This window comes from Ligilactobacillus pabuli (assembly GCF_022836475.1).
Taxonomy (GTDB): domain Bacteria; phylum Bacillota; class Bacilli; order Lactobacillales; family Lactobacillaceae; genus Ligilactobacillus; species Ligilactobacillus pabuli.
In genome coordinates this window covers 134,470-159,522 of sequence record NZ_BQXH01000002.1, presented here as the reverse complement: position 1 = coordinate 159,522, position 25,053 = coordinate 134,470, and the positions used below count along the sequence as shown (strand labels likewise).

The following is a 25,053-nucleotide window of genomic DNA, read 5'->3' as shown; positions in this document are numbered from 1 at the left end:
AGGGCACAGCCTAAAAATCGTTAAAATTGAACACTAAAAAAAAGGATAGCGGGCTATCCTTTTTTGGTAATTTTAAATGATAGTTATTTTCTGCCAGTCAGCCGTTGTTGGATGATCAAAGCCAGGTACTTAGGTAAGGCTAACATCCGGCCGAAACGTTGTGGTTCTTGTAGTAAGCGATAGAGCCACTCTAAATGACGATCCTGCCACTTTTGCGGGGCGCGTTTGACAATTCCAGCCAGAACGTCGAAACTGCCGCCAACGCCCATCCAAATCGCAGCAGCGGCCTGGTGGTGTTGGTGAATGAAGTAATCTTGCTTAGGAAAGCCCAGAGCGCAAAAGACAAAATCAGGCTCTGCAGCTTTGATTTGCTCGACGACTGCTTGTTCATCATCAAAGTAACCGTCGTGCCAACCGCAGACTTGTAAGTTGGGATAATCGTGGTTGATATTTGCGACGGCCTTTTGAATGACAGCTGGCTTGGCTCCCAATAGGAAAACACGCTTCTGGTGGTCATTTGCCCAAGCCAATAAGCTTAACATGGTGTCATAGCCCGTGATGCGCTCAGGGAGAGATTGTTGTAAAATCTTAGCGCCATCGACGATCCCGACACCATCTGGTACCGTATAGTCGGCCTGAGCGAGGACGCGTGCATAACGCTGATTTTGCCTGGCAAATAAGACGATTTCAGGATTAGCAGTAACGATCACCCGATTTCTGCCGGCCTGGCTGTCCGCGTAGAGCTGGTGTAAGAATTGTTCGTTTGTAATTGATGTAAAATCTACCCCAAGGACTGAGACTGTTGGAAAGTTGGGTTGCATGTTACCACCTCTTTTGTCTGAATTAGAATAAGCATATTATAGCAAACCTAGAGTTAAATAGTTGGATAGTTGAAAAAAATTAACCAAATCACAAGATGATGACGTTTTCTTTAGTGAAAGAGATGTAGTAATCAACTAAAAATAGACCACTATGCTTAAAAATTGTGAACTAGCCTGGTTTTAGTAGTTGGAGCGGTAGAAGACCAGTGCAATTTTTACGGCAAAAAAATGAGAACTTTTACTGAAAAATTTCGGCAAATAGTGTAAAATAAGTGCCAATGATAGAAAATGTGACATCAAGAATACTAGCCAAAACTGACAAGCTGGTCCGCTGCAAGCAGGCACTTTGTCAGCTAGTCGGTGCGTGACTGTTCATTTTGAGGAGGAAGAAACTATGCGTCCGTTGCAAAAAGAGATTATTGCTGAATTACACGTTGCTCCAACTATTGAGCCGGCAACAGAGATTCGCCGCTCAGTTGATTTTATGAAAAACTATTTGAAGAAATATCCGTTTTTTAAAACACTGGTGTTAGGAATTTCTGGTGGACAGGATTCAACTTTAGCCGGTGCCTTGGCACAACAGGCTATTAAGGAATTGCGGGAAGAAACAGGTGATCAGAAGTATCGTTTCATCGCTGTGCGGTTACCATACGGCAAGCAGGCTGATGAACAGGATGCTTTGGATGCAATCGAGTTTATGCAGGCAGATGAAACAGTCCGGGTTGATATTCAACCTAGTGCTGATGCGATGGTCGCTGCAGTTGAAGCCAATGATTTAGCAATCAGCGATTTTAACAAGGGAAATATTAAGGCCCGTGCGCGGATGATCGCCCAATATGCGGTTGCTGGTGCACGGAGCGGCGCTGTCATTGGAACTGACCATGCAGCGGAAGCGGTGACTGGCTTCTATACCAAATTTGGCGATGGTGGAGCGGATATCACACCATTATGGCGCTTAAACAAACGGCAAGGCCAAGCACTTTTAAATGAACTGGGAGCTCCAAAGCACCTTTACGAAAAGGTTCCGACAGCGGATCTTGAAGAAGACCGGCCAGCTTTACCGGACGAAGTAGCTTTAGGAGTAACCTATCAAAATATTGATGATTATTTGGAAGGCCAAGAAATTGACAGCCAAGCGGCAGAAAAGATCGAAGGCTGGTTTGAAAAGACACGTCATAAGCGTCATTTGCCAATCAATGTGTATGATGAATTTTGGAAATAACAGTCTAATTTGATGACAGCAATTTAAGCCAGCAATCAGGGTGGTTTCCATGCTATACTAGGTTAATCAGTTTGATCACAACGAGGAGGAACCACTTTTGAAAAAACAAGCAAATTTAGGCCGGTATCTACAAACGGTCACTGATGTTTTACGCTCGACCGAAGAAATGGGCGGCCAGCTTAACGAATATTTTGAACTAGCAAATGCAAATGTGACGGAAGAAAAGCCGTTGACAGATGAACAATTTGCGGCAATCCAAGAAAGCTTTAGTCAAGGAATTGAACAGTACCATCAGAATGTGGCAGCCTTGAGCAAGGTTGCAGCGCCAATCATGATTATTGGGCCACATAAGCAACTCTTGAAGGGTTACCGTGAATTTGTGGCTGGCTGTGAACATATGCAAGACAGCATTGATTACACGGCTCACAAAATTGACGGCCCAGCCTTTAAGGCAGCTGAACAAGAACAATCCGAAGCGATGGATCATGTGAACGTTCATGTTGGCCGGATCATGCAAAAAGTCGGCTAAAAGCACAGAGTGGAACAAAGCGGTTAGCTCCCGAGCATTATCGTGGCCTGGCCTTTAATGCGCTTTTGGCATTGAAGGTTGGGCTGGGATAAGCGGAAGGAGTTGCTTTCAGTAACTCGACTACAATCACAGAGTGGAAAAACTCGTTTAGAAGACGAGCATCAACAGGCTTCCGGGCATGATGCGTTTTGGGCATCGTGACAGAAAGCAGGTTGAGCGGAATTTTCTGAGTTTTGGAACTCGACTACAATCACAGAGTGGAACAAAGCGGTTAAGAGACAGGATCGATTGGAATCTCTGCTTCACCAAACTCACTTAAAAAAACAGGGTTCAGCAAGTGTTATAGCTATGCTGAGTCCTGTTTTTTTGTTTGAATTGCTAGTTGCTCAGACAATGACCGCAGACTGAGATGATGCGACCGCTGTTTTGCTCAGACAACGACCACAAAGAGAAATGCGACCGCTGTTTCGCTGAAACGACGACCGCAAAGAGAAATGCGATCGCTGTTTTGCTCAAACAACGACCACAAAGAGAAATGCGACCGCTGTTTTGCTCAAACGACGACCGCAAAGTGAAATATGACCGTTGTTTGACCAAAACGACGTCCGCAATATGAGACTCCAACATTGTTACCGCAAAGTAATGTCCGAATCAACCAACAGCAAGCCAGCTGAGCAACAAAAAAACGTGGTTGAATCCCATGCACCTACACAAGGGATATTTCAACCACGTTTTTTTATAAAAGATTAACTTATGCATGACGGTATTTGGCGATGGCTGCCAAAAATTGCGGGCCGTATTTGGCAATTTTAGCCTGGCCAACTCCTTTGATGGCTAACATTTCTTCATCGTTAGTTGGTAAAGCACTGCACATTTCGCGGAGCGTCTGGTCGGAAAAGATGACGTAAGGCGGTACATTTTGTTTCTCGGCCAGTTCGTAGCGAAGGGCGCGTAAATGTTCGAAAAGTTCTGAGTCGACCGGTGCCGCACTATGTTGTTTGATCACCGTAACTTTTCTGGTGACGTCTTTTTCGCCATGCAAGACAGCTGCCCCTAAGGCCGTAACGTGTAGAGTCGGGTATTGCGGATCCGGCATGGTTAAATAGCCGCTTGCGGTCAGGTAGTCGATCAGTTCTTCAATTTGATTGGCCTTGACATTGTGCATTATGCCATAAGTGGTCAAAGAAGTCAGGCCGAGCTCGGTGACCCGCTTGGCTTTGGAACCAGCTAAGACCTGGGCGACTAGTTTTCTGCCGTAACGCTGGTGCATCCGGATCACGCACGACAGGATCTTTTGCGCGTTAACTGTCACGTCGGTTTCTTCGCGTTCGTCGGTACAGTTAGAACAAGTTCCACAAGGGGACATGTCCTGGCCGAAATAGTTGACGATGAACTGTTGCAAGCACTGCTGGGTGTTGACGTAGTTGACCATGCTTTGGATATTATGGTAAATAACTGCCTTATGTTTTTCATCCGCATCTGAATTTTCCGCAAAAAGCCGTTGAATTTGCATGTCTTGTGCGGCATAAAGTAAAATTGCTTCAGCGTTGGCACCATCGCGTCCCGCCCGACCAGCTTCCTGATAGTAGGCCTCTAAACTTCCCGGGGCCTGGGCGTGGATAATATAGCGGACGTTGCTCTTATCGATTCCCATGCCAAAAGCGTTGGTTGCCACAATGACCGCTAAGCGATCAAATAAGAAATCTTCTTGAGTTTGTTTTTTGATTGCGTCTGGTAGACCAGCATGATAAACTCCTGCTCGGATCCCAGCTTTGGTCAACATTGCGCCAATTTGTTCCGCTTTCTTGCGAGTCGCAGCGTAAATAATACCGGCCGACTGCTTGTTTGCCTGGACGTACTTTAAAATAAAATCATTCTTATTCTGGCCTTTGACGACCTGGAATGCCAGGTTCGGGCGTGCGAATCCCGTGGTGATCTCATTTTCTGCGGGAATATTGAGCCGTTCTCTGATATCAGCTGCCACTTCGGTAGTCGCCGTCGCAGTCAAGGCGATCACGGTCGGGTGCGATTGAATTTGTGGTAAAATAGAACTCAACGAGAGATAACTTTTTCGAAAATCGTGCCCCCACTGGGAGATACAGTGGGCTTCGTCGATGGCGGCCAGCTGGACATTTAAGTGTTGTAATTGTTGCATGAAACCTGGCTGTTCCAGGCGTTCGGGAGCAACGTACAAGAGCTTGAGTTGTCCGCGAGCGGCTTGGCTTAAAATCGATCGAGTCGTGGGCCAGTCTTGCGAGCTGTTGATGAAGCCAGCGCTGATCCCACTGTCTTGTAAGGAATCGACCTGGTCTTTCATTAAAGAAATTAATGGGGAAACAACCAGTGTCAAGCCTTCTAAAAGTAGGGCTGGTACTTGGTAACACAGTGATTTTCCGCCACCGGTCGGCATGATTGCCAGCGTGTTTTGACCATTGAGAACTTGGTTGATAATTTGTTCTTGGCCCGGTCGAAACTCGGAATAACCGTAGTATTTTTTGAGAATATCATGTGGGGTCAAAAGAAAGCTCCTTTCAAAAAACTTCACCTTAAATTTTAGCATTTTATCGCTGGCTTTTTTAGTCCTCCAGCCAATTTTTCTGAAAGGTCATGGTAGCTTATGACAGATCAACAATTACAAGCTCTGGTCCAGCAAATTTCACAGGTTAGTTTTGGCCGACCTTTTCAACACCAAGCACGGTTCAACACGCGGTTAAGAACCACTGGCGGGCGCTACTTGCTGCAAAATCATCAGATCGAAATTAACCCGAAAATGCTGAGTGAGCATGATGAGGCCACTTTAGTGGGAGTGATCAAGCATGAACTCTGCCATTACCACTTACATTTGATGCAGTCAGGTTACCAGCACAAAGACCCTGAGTTCAAGCAGCTGCTGCAAGCGGTGGGCGGTTCACGCTTTGCACCGGCACCAGCGAAACGGCAACGGCCTAAACGCCGTTATTTATACCAGTGTTTGGCATGCGGGCAAGAATATCCTCGTGTGCGGCGGATCGATGTTTCCCGTTATGTTTGTTCGAAGTGTCACGGCCACTTAAAATTAATGCGAGAGCTGGCGCCGAAATAAAAAAACTCTTGCATAACTGGCAAAACTTTGGTACAATTATTTTTGTTGTCGCGGGTATGGCGGAATTGGCAGACGCGTCAGACTAAGGATCTGGTGAGCATTGCGCTCGTGATGGTTCGAATCCATTTACCCGCATCAAAGCAAGTCGTTGAAAGCAGAAATGTTTTCAGCGGCTTTTTTCGTGCAGAAAAAATACACAGGGCGAAGTAAAACGGGAGATAGCGAGTACCATCAGAGCCTGGCCTTTAATGTGTATTTGGCATTGAAGGTGAGGCTTGGATGGACGGAACATTCTGTTTCACGTAGCCCAACTAAATACACAGGGCGAAGAAAAACGGGAGAAAGCGAGTACCATCAGAGCCTGGCCTTTAATGTGTATTTGGCATTGAAGGTGAGGTTTGGATGGACGGAACATTCTGTTTCACGTAGCCCGACTAAGAAACAGGGGGCGCCGCGGGAATGACCCGCAAGCCGGATGGACTTCCGTCGGCAAACGGAAATCCCCGCAGAAGTTTGCCTGATTTGGTCAGTCCCTCAAATTTTGGCGAAAAAAAGAACCCGACCTTTTCAGATAGAGTTCTTAGTTAGATTGCTCGTTTGGGCTTAATAACCACCGTAATAGCCGTATTGATCAGCAGGCTGTTGATTGGAATAGTCTTGTTGATTGGAATAGTCTTGCTGGTAGCTTGGCGCAGCGTACGTTCCATCGTAGGCACCATTGTTGGCTTGGCCTTGGTCAGCGGCTTGTCCGTTATTTTGACCGGCAGTACCAGCTGAACCGTCACTTTCGATCGGGTTCGTGAATTCTTCGGTCGATGGTTCGAGGTTTAACTGATTGCGGATCCGTTTCGAAGCCTTTTCTTTTTCTTCTTTCGAAGCAATTTGATAAGAAGAACCGCTTAACATGGCATCATCACCGTGGACTGTGTAGGAATCGACGGACTTAGCGGCATCCTTGTAGTTGCTGACGATGGTGAGCATATCATTATAGGTCAGGTCTGTTTGCATGTTACTTTCAATTGACTTCAATAGTTCTTGGAAACGAGTGATTGAAGAAATACTGATCGCCTGATCAATGATGGCACTGATAATTTGTTTTTGCCGTTTCTGGCGGCCGTAGTCACCTTCAGGATCATCATAGCGCATCCGTGAGTATGCTAGAGCTTGTTTCCCATTCAACTTTACTTTTTGGCCCTTTGTTACGTTGGCGTCTTCATACTTGAAGGTCAATGGTGGGGTCACAGTAACGCCGCCGACGGCATCCACGATTTTGCGCAAGCCGCCCATGTTGACCAAGACGTAATAGTCGATCGGAACGTGGAGCGTATTTTGTACCGTCTTGATTGCCGTTGAGACACCGCCGATTGTGTAAGCTGTGTTGATCTTATCGTAAGAATTGTCCGAGCCGGCGATGCGCACTTCGGTATCTCGCGGAATCGAAGTCAACGTGACCCGTTTTTTGGCGGGATTGACAGTCGCTACGATCAGCGTATCAGTCCGGCCGGTATCAGAGCGACCCAGGTCACCAGTATCGGTTCCCAGGATCAACAGTGAAAACGGCTTTTTGTTTTTGATCACGTCGGAAACATCACGTAATTTTTTAACGTTAGTTTTAGTATAAGTATCATTGAGGGTGTTTTTGGCAGAATGCAACATGTGTGAAGCATAGGCGGTTCCACCATAAATTACTACTAAGCAGACCACGAGCAGGATCGCACAGATCTTTTTGCGCAAAGAATGGTTGGGCTTAGCTTGATGAGTAGTTTCAGGGTGACGTCGTAAGTTGGAACTGTAATACTCATCGTCGTTATTTTTTTTATTAGCCATAAGGTACTCCTTCATTTTTTTCAAACCTAAGTGAAATTATACACGTTGAGGCCTTTTTTTTAAATGAAATTTTGTTAGCTTTGGCGATTTTTAAGAAATAAGAATGGCAAATGGGTGCACAAAGGAACACTGCTTGTTTGCTGGGTGGGACTAAATGACAGTGCTTGCCCGTGACACTTGCGCTTTCACCACAGTGCTTGCCGTGCTATACTCGAATTGTTAGTATTTTTTGAAGATACACTTTAAATAGAGAGAAGAATTTGTTGTGGGGATTTTTATGCATAGTATTTCAGGCGTAATTATTATTTTAGGCCTGATCATTGTCGGTTATGTCTTGGCAGCTCGTGGCTGGTTTCCGGGAACAACTGATAAGTTATTAGCGCGGCTGGTGACGCAAATTGCCTTGCCGTGTTACATGATTCAAACGATCACCAGCAGGTTTAGTGCACACCAGATGTTGACGATGGTGCCGGACCTGGTTTTTCCAGTCTTATCAATGATGATTTTAATGGTCATCTCACTCATTGTGATCCGGGTCTTTAAGGTTGACCCAAGTCACCAGGGCTTGTTTGCCTCAATGTTTTTTAATTCCAATACCGTTTTTGTTGGTTTGCCGATCAACCAGGCCTTGTTTGGTGATAAGAGTATTCCGTTTGTTTTGATTTATTACATGGCAAACACCACGATTTTTTGGACGATCGGGACTTATTTCATTCAAAAAGACGGGGCTAAAGCCGTTGATTTTAGTTGGAAAAAGACACTGGGCAAGATTTTTTCACCGCCTTTGTTAGGCTTTATCGTGGGTGTTTTGTTAGTTCTAGCTCAGGTGAAACTGCCGTTATTTTTAGCCAAGGATTTTCAATACTTAGGCAATTTAACAACACCTTTATCCATGTTATTTATCGGGATCTGCATTTACCGAGCAGGCTTAAAGCAGCTGACTTTACACAAGGATAATTGGTTGATCTTGCTTGGACGTTTTGTGATCGCACCGCTGGTTTTAGCCTTATTATTACTGCCGACTCATTTGCCAGTGTTAATGAAGCAAGTTTTCATAATGCAAGCGGCGATGCCAGTCATGACTAATGCACCAGTTGTCGCTCGTTTATATGATGCTGATGCTGATTATGCGTCAGTGATGGTCACCGAAACGACCTTTTTATCCTTATTAGTGGTGCCAATTTTAATGATTTTAACTCAAGGAATCGGGTAGTTTTTTTGCTTGAAGGGCCCAATCATTGCGGTAATTTTAAATGATCGGGTCTTTTTTTACGGACAAAATTCAGCAAATTTGGTAAATTTGTCGGTATTAATTCAATTTGTTTGTAATAATCCTTAAAAATTGCGCAAAATCTAAAAAGCCCGCTAAAATGGGCTAAAAGGTTGATATTCCAGATGTTTGTTTCTGAGCAACTTTTGTGTTTTTACGTTTGTGAAACATTTTTGTAATATAAGAGCCGTTTTCTGGCCGTTTGCATTAGTTTTTGTAAATATAATGTAATGGTTATCTCAAACTAACAATGCTATTATAGAAATCGTGGTATTTAAGCGAAACATAATTTAACTAAAAAATAAAATTAAAACAGATTACTTAGGAGAACATATTTCATGAAGAAGAACTTACTTAGTCAATGTGCCATCGTCTTGGCAACAGTCACAACTATGAGCGTTGTGGCACCCAGCGTTTTAGCTGACACAACCTCTGATTTGAACGACGTCAATAGCAAAATTTCTCAAGTTGAAGAAAAAATTTCAGCTTCGCAAAAGAAAATTGACGCTGCAACCAAAGTCCAGATGGAAAAATCACAAAAGATCAATGATTTGAAATCAGACATTGCTAAGCGTGATGCTCAATTGAAAAAGCAAGCTCAATCAGCTCAATTAAACAGCTCAAACTCAATGTTGAAATTTGTCAGCGATTCTGATAGCTTTTCTGACGCTGTTGGCCGTTCTGTCACAGTTGCCCGCATCGTTGGTGCAAATAACCAAGCAATGCAACAACAAAAAGATGACAAGGCTCAAGTTGAAACTGAACAAGCTGCACTGACAAAGTCAGTTAAGGCACAAAAAGATGAAAAATTATCCTTATTACGGAACCAAGCTGAACTTGGTGCTGAAAAGGCTGAATTAACTGCTAAGAAGAATAGCGAAGATGCTACTGCTAAAGCTAATGCTGAAGCAGCCCGTAAAGCTGCTAATGATGCCAAGAAGACCAAAGATACTGAAAAAGCAGGTCGCTTGGTAGCTGATGCTAACCGCGCAGCTAATGCTGATCAAGATCAAGCTAACCGTGACAAGCAAAATGATTTGACTGGTCATAATGGTCGTGACAATGGTTCAGCACAAAAGACTCAAGTTAAAGTTGAACAAGTTCAACTTGGCGGAACTAGCCATGGCAAGGGCGGCGGTCCTAACGGTTACCCAGCAGGTCAATGTACTTACTACGTTAAGATGGTTGCTCCTTGGGTCGGCGGTTACTGGGGTAACGGTCAAGAATGGGCTGGCTCAGCCGCAGCTGCTGGCTTCCGTGTAGATCACACACCTGCAGTTGGTTCAGTTGCCGTTTATGCCGGTGGTTCTAGTGTTGGTGGCTGGATCGCCGCACCAGGTTACGGTCATGTTGCTTATGTCGTTGGTGTTAATGGCAGCTCAGTTACTATCCAACAGGGTGGGACAGGCTTCTCTAACCCAATGGGACCTAACACACAGACTCTTTCAGCCGGTGCTGCAATGGCTTACATCCATCCATAAAAAGAAATTAACAAATAATCTGTTTAAAGATCGTCTACTTAGGCGGTCTTTTTTTGTGGGCAGAACTTGAAGTTGCGGGTAGTAATATTTAGTTTATATTACAAAATGTTACATGGTTTTTTACAAAAGATTTAGTAATGAAAATCACAAGAAAACTTGCTAAATAAAACTTTGGCGTGATTAGATATACTTACTAAAGAAAAGTGTGAAATCTTTCTGTGTTATTTGGGCGATTTTATGGACTGGCTTAGACCAATTTGTAAAATTTCTGTAATTGTTATTGTTTGAACTTGATGCTAGTATTTATCTCGTAGGCTTCAGAAAAGACAAATTAACTCAAAAAATTATACATAGGGGATTAAAAGCATGAAAAAGAATTTCATTAGTAAAAGTGCCATAGTATTAGCTACAGTGACGTTGATGAGCGTTGTTGCTCCAAGTATTTCCGCTGATACAACCTCTGATTTAAATCAAGTTAATACGGAACTCGCCGCTGCCAAGCAAAAAATGTCAGCAGCTGAAACAAAAATTAGCAGTAACACAAAATTACAAGCAACTAAAACGAAAAAAATTGCAGATTTAAAAGATAAAATTGCCCAGAGAAATGATCAACTCGCTAAACAAGCACGCTCAGCTCAGATCAATAATTCTGGCTCTGTCTTAAAGTTTGTGGCGGACTCTAATAATTTTTCCGACGCTGTTAGTCGGACGGTGACTGTTGCAACGGTGGTTCACGCTAATAACCAAGCAATGGAACAACAAAAAGCAGATAAAGCTGCCATCGAAACTGAACAATCAGCTTTGAAGACTTCAATTAAAAAACAAGAAACTCTGCGGATCCAGTTAATGCAAGCTAGTGCTAATTTGGATGCCAAACGGGCTGATTTAAATGCGCAAAAGAACCGGGAAGATGAAGCTGCTCAAAAGGCTGCTAAAGCAGCGGAAGCAGCTGCAAAAGCTGCTGAACAAGCTAAAACAGTTGAAGCCGCTGAAAAAGCCGCTGATACAGCTAAGACTTCGGTTGCCGAAACAACTCCAGCACCAGCAGTTCAGAGCCAGTCAGTTGATTTGGCTGCTAGTCCTGCTAACAATGCCAGTCAACCAGCTCAGGCCAGTCAGCCTGCTAGTCATAATAATAACACTCGTCGTCCAGCTGCCAGCCAGCCGGCATATTCACCAGCCCCAGCAGCTTCATATGGCTCAGTGACAAGTTACGCACTGTCATTTGTTAACAAGACACCTTATAAGTACGGCGGTACAACTCCAGCCGGTTTTGACTGCTCAGGTTTTGTTCAATATGTCTTTGGCAAATTTGGCAAATCAATGCCACGGGTCACTTCAGCTCAGGAAAGTGCCGGGACACCGATCCCACTGGGACAAGCCCAAGCAGGTGATCTGTACTTCTGGGGTGGTCGCGGTGGCTCATACCATGTTGCGATTGCTTTAGGCGGCGGCAGATATGTGCACGCACCAGCACCTGGCCAAAAAGTTTCCACAGGTTCAGTTTCTGGTTACCGTCCACAGTTCGCAATCCGAGTTAGATAACAGATCAGTTTTTTTTACAAATACTCACTAAGCACAGGGGAGACTCTGTGTTTTTTTATCGTGTATTAATAGTGACGGGAGTGTTTGATAGAAGTTGACTTTTGTTTCTGCTGAAAATTTGCTATGATATTCCAGTAATAGAGGAGATGAGTACTTAATGGTCAAATTAGTCTTGTTACGACACGGGCAAAGTTTAGCGAACCTAGTCAATGAATATACTGGTTGGTCTGATTCGCCCTTAACTGCCAAGGGTGAACGGCAGGCCCACGCAGCTGGTCGTTTGTTAGCTCAGCAGCAGTTGGAATTTACTGATATTCATACTTCGGTGCTGGTCCGGGCCATTAAGACTGCCAATATTGTGGCAGAAGAGTTAAATCAAGCATATTTGCCTTTACACAAGACTTGGCGCTTAAATGAACGCCATTACGGTTCATTACGTGGCTGGAACAAAGATGCCACGCGACGGATCTTTGGAAAAGAACAGGTGGCTTTATGGCGCCGTTCCTATTATGCGGTACCGCCGCAATTACCAACGCCTGATCGTGAGCGACGCTATGCACAGTTGCCGCAATCATCTTTACCCTTAGCTGAAAGTTTGGCGATGGCTAGTGCGCGAATTTTGCCATATTGGGTCGATGAAATTGCGCCGCATTTGTTGGCAGGTGAAAATCAGCTGGTCGTGGCACACGGGAGTACTTTACGAGCGCTGATCAAATATATTGAGCAGATCAGCGATGTTGCGATCGATGGGGTGGAGGTGGCCAATGGTGAACCACTCATTTATACCTTTGATAATCGATTAAACTTACAAAACAAACAAATCATAACTAAGTAAGAGATACCTTGATCAATGAGGTGTCTTTTTTGTTTTTGTTTGGAAAAAGAAAGTAAGTATCATCTCAAACTGTAATAGCCGTCCCTGTTTTGGAAAAGTAGTACCGGCAATCGAGATAGCCGTTCCTGTTTTGGAAAAGTAGCGCCGGCAATCGGGATAGCCGTCTCTGTTTTGGAGAAGTAGTGCCGGCAATCGCCCAATTTCCGGTTCCAAACTCCAGCAACTCCACACGCAAGCTCAGTGCACGCAAAAAGACACCACAATGTTTCCATTGCAGTGTCTTTTCTGAAGTTATTAAGCTAATGAACCCATTGGATCCCAAGGTGCGAGAACTTTTGGTTCTTCTTTCAAGACTTCTTGTAAGCTTTCTGGCAAGAATTTCTTGTTAACAACTACTTGGTAGCAGTATTCGTCCATCCAGCTATCACTCATTACGAAGAAGCCTTTTGTCCCAACTTTTTCGCCCCATGAGTTTTCAACTTTCCACTTAGTTGGTTGGTCATTGACCAAATCAACACCAGTTAAGACCATCGCATGAGTCATCAAGCTTTCGCCGTAGTCCAAGCGTTCTGCTTTAGACATGGAGAAGTCGATATCAAACAATTCGTCTTTGCTGTAAAGTTCAGTATCCATGATACCTTTTTGACGGTCAGATGATTGACCAACATCACAACCGAACCAAACACTTTCGCCGGACTTCAATTGCTTAACAGCAACGTCACGGAAAGTAGCCATGTCGACATTTAAATGACGAACTTCGCGGCCATCGACCACGTTACCCAGCATTTCAACTGTGTACATGTGGTTGTAAGGCTTGTCAGCAGTAGGTCCGTTGATGATTGAAACGTAGTCATCAAGATTCCAGCCGATGTACTTCTTGAAGAAGGTTTGTGGTGTTAAGTTTTGGTCAAGATGGTAGTTGTTGTCTTGATCACGGTATTCGAAGTCGAAAGTTTGTGTTGGTTCGCCAAAGGCATAAGCACACAAGCGGTAAACTTCATTTAACATCTTGTCTTTGCGAGCAGCGAGGTCTTCGTCGCTAGCACCGCTGGCAACTAATTCACGTAATTCAACGGCATCTTTCCGTAATTTCAGGTTAAGTGTGCTGTTGAATTCGCCAGAAGCTGAAGAGCTCTTCGTTTCAGGCATCACGGACTGAGGAACGACACCGTATTTTTGAATCAATGCGATGACCATGTCCCATTGGCCACCATCTTGTTGAGGAGTAGTCATCAACCAAGCAACTTTCCGGTCGCTAGTTGGTAAAGCTGCTGTCTTCAAGACGTTTTCGTAGAAGTAGTTGGCCTTTTCGAGTTTGTCCCAGAAGTAAGTGTAGCTTTGGGATAATTCGAAGTCGTCAGAAACTTTGAAGTTGTTGTGGATATCATGCCGCATTGTGTTCAATGCGGCAAACATCCAGCAACGGCCAGATTGTTTCTGGTTGGCAACTTTACCTGTGTCCAAATCGATGGAGAAGACAGGGCTCATGTTGATTTCTGAGCGATAGTCGGCGCTTGTTGCTAAAATTCCGTTTTTAGTTACCGCACGTTCGGCCACTTGGGCGCCAGCGTGTGTATCAAGATCTTTTTGATAGTTTTTTAATTGATCAGAAGTAATTGCTGAAGTCATTAAAAAGTCACTCTCCTTTAACAGTCTACTCATATTTTACGGCATTCTTTAATAATAGTAAATAAGATTGCTTAACTAAAACCATAATTAAACGAAAGTTCCCGCCAAAATATTACAGAAAGTTTGTGCTGGCGGGCTAAACTGCTTGTTTTCCCAATGAATTATTTGGTTAAAAAAGTTTTAAAAAAACCAGCAGAATAAAAAATCTGCTGGCAAATTTAAGTTTAGCGATTTGCATCTAGGACTTTTGGACCATCGGCTAAGCCAACAACCACCGTGTTGACCATATTTAAGAATAGTCCGTGTTCTACAACACCGACTTCTTTGATCAATTCGTCTGCCAAGCGTTCAGGCTCTAGGATCTCACCTAAATGCAGGTCGATAATGTAATTTTCAGAATCTGTTAACAAAAGGCTGTTACCATCGGCACTCTTGCGGAAAGTGGGGTTGTAGCCTTTTTGTTCAAAGCGTTCGAAGACTTTTTGGCTGCCATATGGGATCACTTCTACAGGCAGTGGGAAAGCTCCGAGATGTTTGACCATTTTACTTTCATCCACGATCCACATGACTTTTTTGGAATTAGTTGCAACGATTTTTTCAAATAAGAGGGCAGCACCGCCGCCTTTAATTCCTTGGAAATCGGCACTAATTTCATCGGCACCATCGATGGTTAGGTCAATGTGATCGACTGCATCAACAGACTTAAGAGGGATCCCTAGTTCTTCAGCTTGCTTAGCAGTGGCTTTGGAAGTGGTAACTCCAGTAATGCTTAAGCCTTCAGTTTTAACGCGCCGACCTAGGGCATCTACCATAAACTTCACCGTAGAACCAGTTCCTAAACCAACAGTCATTCCGTCTTTGATCCATTCTACAGATTTTTCGCCGACTAATTTTTTCAATTCATCTTGTTTCATGACGAGCTGTCTCCTCCTCGTGGGTCTGTTTTATAAGTCTAATTTTTTAACGGTTAAAAAATCTAAAAAGCAGGGCTTTTAGAGATTTCCTGACACTAATTATTGTAACATATTGTTGATTTTTTTTAAAAAGGTCTTTAAGGTGCCCCGAACTTTCGGAAGTATGTTATTATGAAAACATGTGAAAAATTATGCGAAAATGAGGGTTAGTTTTGAAAAGAGGATTTGAAAAAGTTAGCAGATATCCTGCTGAAGATGTTAAATTACCACAACGTGCCACGGAACACTCCGCTGGTTATGATTTTTATGCGCCAGAGGACTTCGTAGTCCGTAGTATTTGGAAAATGAACTTTATCAAGGTCTTGGCCGCGATCCGTTCTGGACAAAAGCTGGCACCAGATGACCTCCAAGTACAGCGGGCTCAAAAAGCGTTGAAGCCTTTCTTGGTTCCAACAGGAGTTAAGGCTTATATGGGACCAGATGAATACTTATTGTTGGCGGACCGGTCGAGTGCACCGTTAAAGCGGGGCTTAGTTTTGCCAAATGGAATCGGAGTGATCGATTCTGATTACTATAATAATGAAGGCAATGAGGGTGAAATTTTCGTCCAATTGTTAAACTTTTCTTTATTTGACCAAGTGATCAAGAAGGGTGAAAAGATAGGTCAGGGAATCTTCATGCCATATTTGAAGGCAGATACAGAAGAAACGCCGCAGGCAAAAAGAGCGGGCGGCTTCGGTTCGTCAGGCAAATAAACACAGGGTGAATTAACCCGGTTAGAAGACGAGCATTAACAGGCTTCCGGGCAGGATGCGGTTTAAGCATCGTGACAGAAAGCAGGTTAAGCGGAATCTTCTGGGTTAAGTAACCCGACTATAAACACAGGGTGAATTAACCCGGTTAGAAGACGAGCAATAACAGGCTTCCGGGCAGGATGCGGTTTAAGCATCGTGACAGAAAGCAGGTTAGGCGGAATCTTTTGGGTTAAGTAACCCGACTAGTAAAACACAGTGCGGAGCAATCATCAACAAAGTTCCCTCCGATAAAGTAAGCACCATTTGAAACAATTAAGAGAAAAGAGGCAGCCAAGTGGCCAAACCAAAAATTAAGTATGTTTGCCAAAATTGCGGCTATTCATCACCCCGGTATTTGGGCAGATGCCCGAACTGTGGTGAATGGAACTCACTAGTTGAAGAAGTTGAACACAAGGAGTCTAAAGTTCGGACTGCGACTTTTTCAACTGGGCCAGCCAGCAGCAACAAACCCCAGTTATTAAAAGAGATCTCACTGAAACAAGCTCCCCGAGTAGAAACTAAAATTGGGGAATTAAACCGAGTTTTGGGTGGTGGAATCGTGCCAGGCTCACTGGTTTTAATTGGTGGAGACCCGGGGATCGGGAAGTCGACCTTGCTTTTGCAAGTGTCCGGCCAACTAGCGGAAACTGGCGGTAAGGTCTTATATGTCTCAGGGGAAGAAAGTGCGAACCAGATCAAGATGCGAGCCGACCGTTTGGCAGTGTCTAGTGATGATTTTTACCTCTACCCTGAAACTGACATGGGAGCAATTCGGGCTAATATTGATGAATTAAAGCCGGATTATGTAGTGATCGACTCTGTGCAAACGATGCAGGAACCAGAAGTGTCATCGGCAGTCGGCAGTGTTGCTCAGGTCCGGGAAGTGACTGCGTCTTTGATGCGACTGGCAAAGGGGCAAGGCATTACGATCTTTGTGGTCGGCCACGTGACTAAAGGCGGGGCGATCGCTGGACCGAAGATTTTAGAACATATGGTGGATACGGTCCTGTATTTTGAAGGCGACCTCCATCACTCATATCGAATCTTGCGCGCAGTTAAAAACCGTTTTGGGTCAACCAATGAAATTGGTGTCTTTGAAATGCGGGAAGGCGGCTTAAAAGAAGTCAATAACCCGTCAGAAATTTTTCTGGAAGAACGACTAGAGGGTGCAACCGGCTCTGCGGTGGTTGTTTCTCTGGAAGGAACGCGACCGATCTTAGTAGAAATTCAGGCCTTGGTCACACCGACTTCATTTGGAAATGCCAAACGAACGACAGCGGGACTGAACCAAAATCGAGTTTCCTTGATCATGGCAGTCCTTGAAAAACGAGCTGGTTTAATGTTGCAAAATCAAGACGCCTATTTGAAGGCAGCAGGCGGAGTCAAACTAGACGAACCAGCCATTGATCTCGCACTGGCGATCAGTATCGCTTCGAGCTACCGGGAAAAAGAGAGCGTCCCAACTGACTGTTTCATCGGCGAAGTTGGTTTGACGGGTGAGATCCGACGGGTCACTGATATCGAAACGCGGGTGCGCGAAGCACAAAAATTGGGCTTTAAACGGATCATTATCCCGCAAAATAACATCTCTGAAGGTCATTTTCCAGCTGGCATTACAGTCCGTGGTGTTAAAACGTTAAACCAAGCCTTACATTTTGCGTTTGACTAAGTTAAAAAGAGCGCATATTTAAAGAAATTTTGGTAAAATATTAAAGAAAGTATGGTGCTTTAGCCATACAAGTAAACTAGAGAAAGTGAAGTGATAAAGATGCGGAAAAGAATGATCCAACTGATTTTCGCACTTTTAGGGATCGGTGCCGGTTATTCCTTAATGCCGATGGTGTGGCGCATGGCTCATGTGACGAGCCACTGGGTGAATAATATTTTCATCGATATGGTAGTTGGTTTGGCGGTCTTTGTACTAATTAGTTTCTTTGTGATCGACCCGCTCGAAAGGTTAGTACAAAAAATCGAACGCTTCTTAACTAATGAGAAGCCGGAAAAGATGATCCCAGAATTAGTCTCGACTGTGATCGGGTTAGTGATCGCTGTTTTGATTTCCTTATTATTTACGAATTCGCAATTATTTTTCTTGAACACGATCTTACCATTTATTCTGGTGATTTTATTTGCTTATCTCGGCTTTATTGTGGGTCAAAATCGTTTTAATGAATTACGCAAACTGTTTGGTCGCCATAAAAAGAATGTGCTAGATGGTAGTTCTGATCAGGCAGCAGGCGAAATGCTGGAAAGAAAAGCCGGCGACAACTTTCACAAGTATAAGTTGTTGGATACCAACATTTTGATCGATGGTCGGATCTATGATTTGGTTCAGACGGGCTTTTTAGAAGGTATCCTAGTTGTTCCCAACTTCGTCTTGTATGAATTACAATACATTGCTGATTCCGGTGATAGTGTCAAACGGGTGCGGGGCCGGCGCGGCTTAGATATTTTGAATAAGTTGCGGGAAGAAAAAGTGATGCCCGTGCAGATGTATGACGGCGACTTTGACGATATTCAAGAAGTCGACAGTAAACTCTTGAAGTTAGCGAAAATGATCGACGCAGTTGTGGTCACGAATGACTATAATCTAAACAAGGTCGCAGAATTTCAAAATGTTCAGGTCTTAAACGTGAATGCTTTGGCTAAATCACTGAAACCGCGAGTGATCCCCGGCGAAAACTTAAACGTCATGATTATCAAAAAAGGAACCGAACGCCAACAAGGGGTCGCTTATTTAGACGATGGCACGATGATCGTGGTCGAAGATGGGCAATACTACATGAATCAAAAGCTGTCTGTTGAAGTCACGAGTGCTCTCCAAACGGATGCTGGCCGGATGATTTTTGCCAAACCAGTCCATTCCAAACGGGGAATTCGCGAGAAAAACTAAGAAATCTTTGAACTAGAGTGTTTATTTTTAGGAGTAAGCATAGTACAATTTAAGAGTGTGGCTGTAAAAACAGTCAATGAAAATGAAAAATACAAGCAAAAGATAATGAAAGAGGCGTAATTTTTAATGGCTAATGATAAAATTCGGGTACGTTATGCACCAAGTCCAACTGGACATTTGCATATCGGAAATGCTCGGACTGCATTATTCAACTATTTATTTGCACGGCATAACAATGGGACATTTGTTTTGCGGATCGAAGATACTGATACTAAGAGAAACGTGGCCGATGGCGAAAAAAGCCAGATGGAAAACTTGGAATGGTTAGGGATCGACTGGGATGAAGGTCCAGACAAGCCCGGCGAATATGGTCCATACCGTCAGTCTGAACGACGCGACATCTATGCACCATTGATCCAAGAACTTTTGGATAAGGATCTGGCTTACAAGTCATACATGACAGAAGATGAATTAACTGCCCAACGTGACGAACAACGTGCTAACAACGAAGCTCCCCGTTATATCTATGAATATGCCGGTATGAGCGACGATGAGATCAAGGATGCTCAAGCCAAAGCGGAAGCAGCCGGCATCAAGCCTGTGATCCGTTTGCGAGTTCCACATGATCATCTCTACGAATGGGATGACATTGTGAAAGGCAAGATCAGCTTCAAGTCTGATACCATTGGCGGTGACTTTGTGATTGCCAAGCGCGATGGCATGCCAACTTATAACTTTGCCGTGGTTGTTGATGACCACATGATGGAAATTACTCACGTCTTACGTGGTGATGACCATGTGGCTAACACACCTAAGCAGTTGGCTGTTTATGATGCCTTTGGCTGGCAAGCACCTGTTTTTGGTCATATGTCATTGATCATTAACACCGCTACAGGTAAGAAGTTAAGTAAACGTGACGAAACTGTCTTGCAGTTTATCGAACAGTACCGTTCATTAGGTTACCTGCCAAATGCGATGTTTAACTTCATCACATTGTTGGGCTGGTCACCAGTGGGCGAATCAGAAATCTTTACGAAGAAACAATTCATTAAGATGTTTGATCCGAACCGTTTGAGCAAGTCACCAGCTTCATTTGATAACAAGAAGTTGGAATGGGTCAATAACCAGTATGTGAAGGCCGGTAACGCTGACCAAATCACTTCCTTGGCTATCCAACAATTGATCAAGGCTGGTCGTTTGCCAGAAAACCCAACTAAAGAACAAATTGAATGGGCACGTCAATTGACTAACCTGTACAAACAGCAAATGTCATACGCTGCCGAAATGATCGACCTGTCTTCTGTCTTCTTTACGGAACCTGAATCATTAGACGAAGATGCTTTGAAGGAAATGTCGACCGAAACAGCACCAGTTGTTTTGCAGGCCTTTACCCAAAAAATTAAAGATTTACCAGTCTTTGGTGCATTTGAGATCCAATCAGTGATCATGCAGATCCAAAAGGAAACTGGCATCCGCGGCCGGAAGTTATACATGCCGATCCGGATCGCTACGACTCGTGAAATGCATGGACCTGATCTGGCACCTTCAATTGAATTGATCGGTCGTGAAAAAGTCTTGTCTCATTTGGAAAAGACCTTCACAGAATTAGGCATTAAGTTTTAAACAATGATTGTGAAAAGTTCGGCAGCAAAACTAAATCTGTTTTGTCTCCGAGCTTTTTTAATAAAGACGGCAGGCAACTGTCAAAACGAGTAAATAATGATGAGTGACTCGAGTGAGTGCGAAGACGGGTCCGTCGGGGAGGCTTTGATATTGATTCAGTTATACAATACATTAACTAAGAAAAAAGAAGAGTTCGTGCCAATGCAGCCGGGAAAAGTGCGGATGTACGTCTGTGGACCGACCGTTTATAATTACATTCATATTGGCAATGCCAGAAGTGCGATCGCCTTTGATACGATCAGGCGTTACTTAGAATATCGCGGTTACCAGGTCAAGTACGTCTCGAATTTTACCGACGTTGACGATAAGATCATCAAGGCTAGTCAAGAACTGGACCTGCCAGTCACGGCGGTAACTGAGAAGTTTATTCAAGCATTTTACGAAGATACAGATGCACTGAATGTGAAACGAGCAGATCTCAACCCCCGCGTGATGGATAATATGGATGACATCATTGCTTTTGTGGGGACGTTGGTTGACAAGGGTTACGCCTATGAATCAGCGGGGGATGTTTATTACCGCGCACGGAAGTTCAAAAACTACGGTCAGCTCTCAGGACAGGCAGTCGACGATTTGGAGCAAGGTGCTAGTGCGCGAATCGATGCCGCAGACCAAGCGAAAAAAGAAGATCCTCTCGATTTTGCCATTTGGAAAGCTGCTAAACCCGGTGAAATTGCCTGGGATTCCCCTTATGGCAAGGGACGTCCGGGCTGGCACATTGAATGTTCCGTGATGTCGACCAAGTATTTGGGTGACACGATCGATATTCATGGCGGTGGTCAAGACCTTGAATTTCCGCACCATGAAAACGAAATTGCCCAAAGTGAAGCGAAAACCGGGAAAAAGTTTGCCAACTATTGGATGCATAATGGTTTTGTGACGATCGGCGAAGAAGACGAAAAGATGAGTAAGTCACTCGGAAACTTTGTAACTGTCCGTGATTTGCGCCACCAAGTCGACCCACAAATTATTCGGTTCTTTATGGCAACAACACAGTATCGCCGTCCGATCCGCTATACTTCTGCGAACTTGCAGGAAGCACGCACAAACTTGGCACGGATCCAAACAGCTGCCAGCAACATTGACTATCGCCTAAAAGATGCACAAGATGGGGAACTTGATCCACAAGTTCAACTAGAGTTCCAGCAGCATGAAGCAGCTTTCCAGCAAGCGATGGATGATGACTTTAACGCGCAAAATGGTGTGGCAGTTGTGTATGAACTGGTTAAACAGCTCAACATTTACGCTGAACAAGCACAGGTCACAACCGCGACCTTGCAGTATTTACGGACAGGTTTTGCCAAAATCGTGGCGGTCTTTGGTATCGAACTCAAAGCAGCTGAAATTTTGGACACCGAAGTTGAAGAACAAATCGAACAACGTAACGCGGCCCGCCAGAATAAGGATTTCGCTTTAAGCGACCAAATTCGTGACCAACTGAAAGAGCAGGGGATCATTTTAGAAGATACTCCCCAAGGGACCCGCTGGAAGAGAGAATAAATTAGAATGACAAGAGCAAATTATCAACAAATTAACGGCATTGCGCTAGCCTACATTGGCGACGCTGTCTGGGAAGTTTTCGTACGTGAACATTTGTTAGAGCTAGGTTTAACTAAGCCGAACAAATTACAGCATACGGCGACCCACTATGTTTCCGCCAAGGCCCAGGCCTTTTTGATCAGCCAAATGGAAGAACAAGAATATTTGACTGAAGAAGAATGGACCTTTTTTAAGAAGGGACGCAACGCTAAGAGTCACACCTCGGCTAAAAATACGGCCGTGATGACTTACCGGATCTCAACGGGTTTTGAGGCCCTCTTTGGTTACCTGTATACGAGCGAACAAGATGCTCGTTTGGCAGAGTTGGCACACTGGTGTATTGACACCATCGAAGCTCAGCCAGCCATGAAAAAGCCTCGGAGCCGTTAAGATGGCACAAGCAAAGGATAAAAATATGAATAACAAAAATAATCAAGCAGACACCGGGATGGTGATCGGCCGGCACGCCGCTCAAGCGGCAATCAATAGTACTCAGCCGGTGAATAAAGTTTACATTCAAGAAAAATTAAAGTCGGATGCTTTGCATGACCTCGCTGTGAGCGCACGGAAAAAAGGCATTGTTGTTTCACGAGTTCCCAAGAACAAGCTGGACATGTTAAGCGACCACCAAAATCACCAGGGCGTGATCGTCTCAGTCGCTCCCTTCCAATATGCCGAGTTAGATGACTTGTTTGCCAAAGCTGATGAAGCTGGTGAACCGCCATTTTTCTTGATTTTGGATGAAATCGAAGACCCGCATAACTTGGGCTCGATCATTCGGACAGCTGATGCGGCTGGAGTTCACGGAGTAATTATTCCTAAACGACGGGCAGTTCAGTTAACTGCGACAGTTACCAAAACCTCAACAGGGGCGGTTGAATATATTCCAGTGATGCGCGCTAGCAATTTGACAGCCGTTGTCAAAGAATTAAAGAAACGCGGCGTGTGGGTCTTTGGGACTGATATGGCAGGCCAAGATTACCGCCAGTTTGATGGGGCAAGCCCGACAGCCTTAGTGATCGGAAACGAAGGCAAGGGGATCTCGCCGCTCTTAAAGAAAAACTGCGATGGCATGCTGACGATCCCAATGGGTGGTCATGTGCAGAGTTTGAACGCTAGTGTTGCAGCTAGTTTATTGATGTACCAAGTTTATACAAGTAGAGGAAAGTAAGTACTTCATGAAGAAAAACATCTTGATCGTCGATGCCTATAATATGATCGGCAATTGGCCTAAATTAAATCAGCTCAAGAAACATGACCGCTTAGAAGAGGCCAGAGATCAGCTCCTGCGTGTGTTATCGGATTACCATAAACAAAGCGGGGCGCAGATCATCGTCGTTTTTGATGCGATGTATGTTCCGGGCTTATCTAAAAGCTATCAGCAGTATACTTTACAAGTCATTTGGACCGACGAAGGACAGACCGCTGACAGTTACATCGAATCGTTGGCGGGAGAGTTAATGTCGCCATTGACGCAAGTGACCGTGGCAACGAGTGATCAAGCGGAGCAGTGGACGATTTTTTCTCAGGGAGCACTCAGGAAACCAGCCTGGGAGTTGGCCCAAGATATTCGGCGAGCACAAAAAGAAGTTAAAAAGGCTGCCCAACGCTATCAGGACCAACGAGCAGTCAGACGCAATCCCTGGGACCCTGAACAGCTCGAAACCTTACGCAAACTCCGCGATCACTTGTCGAAGTAGCAGGTGGGCGGACTTCATGCAGTATTGACTTGTTTTGATGACCATGATAAAGTTACAAATGATAGAATGAAGGAGAACGAAGATGGCTGGAAAAAGAAAAATTGCCTTAGCATGTTCAGAATGCGGCTCACGGAACTATACGTTAGTCGAAAATCCTGCACGTGTTTCACGGTTGGAAGTTAAAAAGTTCTGTAAGTATTGCGGTAAGCATACAGTCCACCGGGAGACAAAGTAAAGTAAATTAATAGACACTCGCCAGGCGAGGGAGGCTAAATTATGAAATTTTTAAAAAATGTTGGTCAAACCATGAAGGCAACGACATGGCCGACCGCGCGTGAAAATCGCAAGGATACAACAACGGTGATTTTGATGGGACTGGGATTTGCGGTCTTTTTTGGAGTTGCAGATTATTTAGTCCAGCTTGTACTCAAGCTCATTATCTAGGAGGATTGTGACTAGTAATTTGGAGCAAGATTTGCTATAATCACGGTGGTAAGGAAACTTCGCAATGTCGAGGTTTTTTTATTTTGGCGAAAAATTGAAGATAAAAGTAAAGTTTGACAGATAAAAGGAGACATTAGAAACAATGGCTGAAAATCTTGAAAAGAAATGGTATGTTTTGCATACTTATTCTGGATATGAAAATAAAGTGAAAACTAACCTTGAATCCCGGGCACAATCAATGGGGATGGAAAACAACATCTTCCGTGTGGTAGTTCCTGAAGAAGAAAAGCGCGAAACAACTAAGACAGGTAAGGAAAAAATTGAAAAACTCAAAACTTTCCCTGGTTACGTGTTAGTTGAAATGGTGATGTCTGACCAAGCTTGGTATGTTGTCAGAAACACACCTGGTGTAACTGGTTTCGTTGGTTCTCACGGTTCTGGTAGTAAGCCAGCTCCGCTGTTGAATGAAGAAATCGACAGTATTTTGCATCAATTAGGGCTCAGCACTCGTCATACTAAGTTTGACGCAGAAATTGGCGATTCAGTGAAGATCATCGATGGTGCCTTTTCTGGCATGGTCGGTAAGATCACAGAAATCGACAATGAAAAGATGAAGCTGCGCGTTGATATTGAAATGTTTGGCCGGGAAACTGCGGCTGAACTGAGTTTTGATCAGGTCGATAAGTTAGTTTAAACTAGCAAATAACCTAGTTGTTGGGCGGTCGACGACACTTGCTGATGAAAATCAGTGAAAACAGCTTGCAAAGCAACTAGGGACGTGCTATATTTTATAGGTATGCTTTTGGCATATGAGTGGGAGGCCAAATTTTAAGGCCATCCGTACC

Annotated in this window: 23 protein-coding genes and 1 tRNA gene; 19 read left to right on the top strand and 5 right to left on the bottom strand. The window is 44.2% G+C overall.

The window, feature by feature from the left end:
• Positions 1–83 precede the first annotated feature (83 nt).
• Positions 84–821 carry a WecB/TagA/CpsF family glycosyltransferase gene (locus tag LPAF129_RS01725; protein WP_244054401.1) on the bottom strand — a complete coding sequence of 246 codons (738 nt, stop codon included), beginning with the start codon at positions 819–821 and terminating at the stop codon, positions 84–86.
• A 394-nt stretch (positions 822–1,215) separates the two neighbouring features.
• On the opposite strand from LPAF129_RS01725, the gene nadE reads away from it, so the two are divergent.
• Positions 1,216–2,043, top strand: a complete 828-nt coding sequence (gene nadE, locus LPAF129_RS01720; protein ID WP_244054399.1) for an NAD(+) synthase — start codon at positions 1,216–1,218, stop codon at positions 2,041–2,043.
• Positions 2,044–2,140: 97 nt separating this feature from the next.
• The gene (locus tag LPAF129_RS01715; protein ID WP_244054398.1) at positions 2,141–2,572 is read left to right on the top strand and encodes a hypothetical protein; all 432 of its coding nucleotides are present in this window, start codon (positions 2,141–2,143) and stop codon (positions 2,570–2,572) included.
• 751 nt (positions 2,573–3,323) lie between these two features.
• On the opposite strand, the gene recQ is transcribed toward LPAF129_RS01715, so the two are convergent.
• Positions 3,324–5,132 carry a DNA helicase RecQ gene (gene recQ, locus LPAF129_RS01710; RefSeq protein ID WP_373875023.1) on the bottom strand — a complete coding sequence of 603 codons (1,809 nt, stop codon included), beginning with the start codon at positions 5,130–5,132 and terminating at the stop codon, positions 3,324–3,326.
• A 57-nt stretch (positions 5,133–5,189) separates the two neighbouring features.
• Between recQ and LPAF129_RS01705 the strand changes: the two genes are divergently transcribed.
• Together LPAF129_RS01705 and LPAF129_RS01700 are read left to right on the top strand one after the other, a co-directional pair.
• A complete protein-coding gene (locus LPAF129_RS01705) occupies positions 5,190–5,654 on the top strand; it encodes a SprT family protein (protein WP_244054394.1) in 465 nt (154 codons plus the stop codon).
• 50 nt (positions 5,655–5,704) lie between these two features.
• A tRNA-Leu gene (locus LPAF129_RS01700) sits at positions 5,705–5,789 on the top strand.
• 468 nt (positions 5,790–6,257) lie between these two features.
• On the opposite strand, the gene LPAF129_RS01695 is transcribed toward LPAF129_RS01700, so the two are convergent.
• Entirely contained in the window at positions 6,258–7,481 is a 1,224-nt protein-coding gene (locus LPAF129_RS01695) for an LCP family glycopolymer transferase (RefSeq protein ID WP_244054392.1), read from the bottom strand.
• A 265-nt stretch (positions 7,482–7,746) separates the two neighbouring features.
• Between LPAF129_RS01695 and LPAF129_RS01690 the strand changes: the two genes are divergently transcribed.
• The 4 genes from LPAF129_RS01690 to LPAF129_RS01675 all read left to right on the top strand — a co-directional run bounded on the left by LPAF129_RS01690 (position 7,747) and on the right by LPAF129_RS01675 (position 12,612).
• Complete coding sequence (locus tag LPAF129_RS01690) at positions 7,747–8,694, top strand: AEC family transporter (RefSeq protein ID WP_244054389.1); 948 nt, start codon at positions 7,747–7,749, stop codon at positions 8,692–8,694.
• 395 nt (positions 8,695–9,089) lie between these two features.
• Complete coding sequence (locus tag LPAF129_RS01685; protein WP_244054387.1) at positions 9,090–10,232, top strand: CHAP domain-containing protein; 1,143 nt, start codon at positions 9,090–9,092, stop codon at positions 10,230–10,232.
• A gap of 366 nt (positions 10,233–10,598) precedes the next feature.
• Positions 10,599–11,777, top strand: a complete 1,179-nt coding sequence (locus tag LPAF129_RS01680; protein ID WP_244054385.1) for a C40 family peptidase — start codon at positions 10,599–10,601, stop codon at positions 11,775–11,777.
• 157 nt (positions 11,778–11,934) lie between these two features.
• A complete protein-coding gene (locus LPAF129_RS01675) occupies positions 11,935–12,612 on the top strand; it encodes a 2,3-bisphosphoglycerate-dependent phosphoglycerate mutase (protein ID WP_244054382.1) in 678 nt (225 codons plus the stop codon).
• A 294-nt stretch (positions 12,613–12,906) separates the two neighbouring features.
• Here the strand turns inward: LPAF129_RS01675 and LPAF129_RS01670 are convergent, their stop codons facing one another.
• Positions 12,907–14,241 (bottom strand): C1 family peptidase, encoded by a 1,335-nt coding sequence (locus LPAF129_RS01670; RefSeq protein ID WP_244054380.1) that lies wholly within the window; start codon positions 14,239–14,241, stop codon positions 12,907–12,909.
• 224 nt (positions 14,242–14,465) lie between these two features.
• Positions 14,466–15,155 carry a ribose-5-phosphate isomerase RpiA gene (gene rpiA / locus LPAF129_RS01665; RefSeq protein ID WP_244054377.1) on the bottom strand — a complete coding sequence of 230 codons (690 nt, stop codon included), beginning with the start codon at positions 15,153–15,155 and terminating at the stop codon, positions 14,466–14,468.
• A 212-nt stretch (positions 15,156–15,367) separates the two neighbouring features.
• Between rpiA and LPAF129_RS01660 the strand changes: the two genes are divergently transcribed.
• From LPAF129_RS01660 to nusG, 11 genes are all read left to right on the top strand, one after another.
• On the top strand, positions 15,368–15,910 hold the full coding sequence (locus tag LPAF129_RS01660; RefSeq protein WP_244054375.1) for a dCTP deaminase/dUTPase family protein: 543 nt from the start codon (positions 15,368–15,370) through the stop codon (positions 15,908–15,910).
• Between the two features lie 334 nt (positions 15,911–16,244).
• The gene (radA, locus tag LPAF129_RS01655; RefSeq protein ID WP_244054372.1) at positions 16,245–17,618 is read left to right on the top strand and encodes a DNA repair protein RadA; all 1,374 of its coding nucleotides are present in this window, start codon (positions 16,245–16,247) and stop codon (positions 17,616–17,618) included.
• A gap of 99 nt (positions 17,619–17,717) precedes the next feature.
• Positions 17,718–18,842 carry a PIN/TRAM domain-containing protein gene (locus LPAF129_RS01650; RefSeq protein WP_244054370.1) on the top strand — a complete coding sequence of 375 codons (1,125 nt, stop codon included), beginning with the start codon at positions 17,718–17,720 and terminating at the stop codon, positions 18,840–18,842.
• A 126-nt stretch (positions 18,843–18,968) separates the two neighbouring features.
• Complete coding sequence (gene gltX / locus LPAF129_RS01645) at positions 18,969–20,465, top strand: glutamate--tRNA ligase (protein ID WP_244054368.1); 1,497 nt, start codon at positions 18,969–18,971, stop codon at positions 20,463–20,465.
• A 150-nt stretch (positions 20,466–20,615) separates the two neighbouring features.
• On the top strand, positions 20,616–22,025 hold the full coding sequence (gene cysS, locus LPAF129_RS01640; protein ID WP_244054365.1) for a cysteine--tRNA ligase: 1,410 nt from the start codon (positions 20,616–20,618) through the stop codon (positions 22,023–22,025).
• A gap of 6 nt (positions 22,026–22,031) precedes the next feature.
• Entirely contained in the window at positions 22,032–22,454 is a 423-nt protein-coding gene (locus LPAF129_RS01635) for a Mini-ribonuclease 3 (RefSeq protein WP_244054363.1), read from the top strand.
• Positions 22,455–22,479: 25 nt separating this feature from the next.
• Positions 22,480–23,235: a 23S rRNA (guanosine(2251)-2'-O)-methyltransferase RlmB gene (gene rlmB, locus LPAF129_RS01630; protein WP_244054472.1), complete on the top strand. Its 756-nt coding sequence runs from the start codon at positions 22,480–22,482 to the stop codon at positions 23,233–23,235.
• Between the two features lie 7 nt (positions 23,236–23,242).
• Entirely contained in the window at positions 23,243–23,764 is a 522-nt protein-coding gene (locus tag LPAF129_RS01625) for an NYN domain-containing protein (RefSeq protein ID WP_244054362.1), read from the top strand.
• Positions 23,765–23,846: 82 nt separating this feature from the next.
• Entirely contained in the window at positions 23,847–23,999 is a 153-nt protein-coding gene (rpmG, locus tag LPAF129_RS01620; protein ID WP_010496805.1) for a 50S ribosomal protein L33, read from the top strand.
• A 41-nt stretch (positions 24,000–24,040) separates the two neighbouring features.
• Positions 24,041–24,208, top strand: a complete 168-nt coding sequence (gene secE, locus LPAF129_RS01615; protein WP_244054360.1) for a preprotein translocase subunit SecE — start codon at positions 24,041–24,043, stop codon at positions 24,206–24,208.
• Between the two features lie 142 nt (positions 24,209–24,350).
• Complete coding sequence (gene nusG / locus LPAF129_RS01610; RefSeq protein ID WP_244054358.1) at positions 24,351–24,902, top strand: transcription termination/antitermination protein NusG; 552 nt, start codon at positions 24,351–24,353, stop codon at positions 24,900–24,902.
• Positions 24,903–25,053: the final 151 nt, after the last annotated feature.

Coding starts and splice junctions, on each gene's coding strand:
- rpmG (WP_010496805.1), top strand. CDS start 23,847: ATGGCTGGAAAAAGAAAAATTGCCTTAGCATGTTCAGAATGCGGCTCA.
- rlmB (WP_244054472.1), top strand. CDS start 22,480: ATGAATAACAAAAATAATCAAGCAGACACCGGGATGGTGATCGGCCGG.
- nusG (WP_244054358.1), top strand. CDS start 24,351: ATGGCTGAAAATCTTGAAAAGAAATGGTATGTTTTGCATACTTATTCT.
- LPAF129_RS01650 (WP_244054370.1), top strand. CDS start 17,718: ATGCGGAAAAGAATGATCCAACTGATTTTCGCACTTTTAGGGATCGGT.
- LPAF129_RS01705 (WP_244054394.1), top strand. CDS start 5,190: ATGACAGATCAACAATTACAAGCTCTGGTCCAGCAAATTTCACAGGTT.
- LPAF129_RS01680 (WP_244054385.1), top strand. CDS start 10,599: ATGAAAAAGAATTTCATTAGTAAAAGTGCCATAGTATTAGCTACAGTG.
- secE (WP_244054360.1), top strand. CDS start 24,041: ATGAAATTTTTAAAAAATGTTGGTCAAACCATGAAGGCAACGACATGG.
- LPAF129_RS01670 (WP_244054380.1), bottom strand. CDS start 14,241: ATGACTTCAGCAATTACTTCTGATCAATTAAAAAACTATCAAAAAGAT.
- LPAF129_RS01695 (WP_244054392.1), bottom strand. CDS start 7,481: ATGGCTAATAAAAAAAATAACGACGATGAGTATTACAGTTCCAACTTA.
- gltX (WP_244054368.1), top strand. CDS start 18,969: ATGGCTAATGATAAAATTCGGGTACGTTATGCACCAAGTCCAACTGGA.
- rpiA (WP_244054377.1), bottom strand. CDS start 15,155: ATGAAACAAGATGAATTGAAAAAATTAGTCGGCGAAAAATCTGTAGAA.
- LPAF129_RS01675 (WP_244054382.1), top strand. CDS start 11,935: ATGGTCAAATTAGTCTTGTTACGACACGGGCAAAGTTTAGCGAACCTA.
- LPAF129_RS01635 (WP_244054363.1), top strand. CDS start 22,032: ATGACAAGAGCAAATTATCAACAAATTAACGGCATTGCGCTAGCCTAC.
- LPAF129_RS01685 (WP_244054387.1), top strand. CDS start 9,090: ATGAAGAAGAACTTACTTAGTCAATGTGCCATCGTCTTGGCAACAGTC.
- nadE (WP_244054399.1), top strand. CDS start 1,216: ATGCGTCCGTTGCAAAAAGAGATTATTGCTGAATTACACGTTGCTCCA.
- LPAF129_RS01625 (WP_244054362.1), top strand. CDS start 23,243: ATGAAGAAAAACATCTTGATCGTCGATGCCTATAATATGATCGGCAAT.
- LPAF129_RS01725 (WP_244054401.1), bottom strand. CDS start 821: ATGCAACCCAACTTTCCAACAGTCTCAGTCCTTGGGGTAGATTTTACA.
- recQ (WP_373875023.1), bottom strand. CDS start 5,132: ATGCTAAAATTTAAGGTGAAGTTTTTTGAAAGGAGCTTTCTTTTGACC.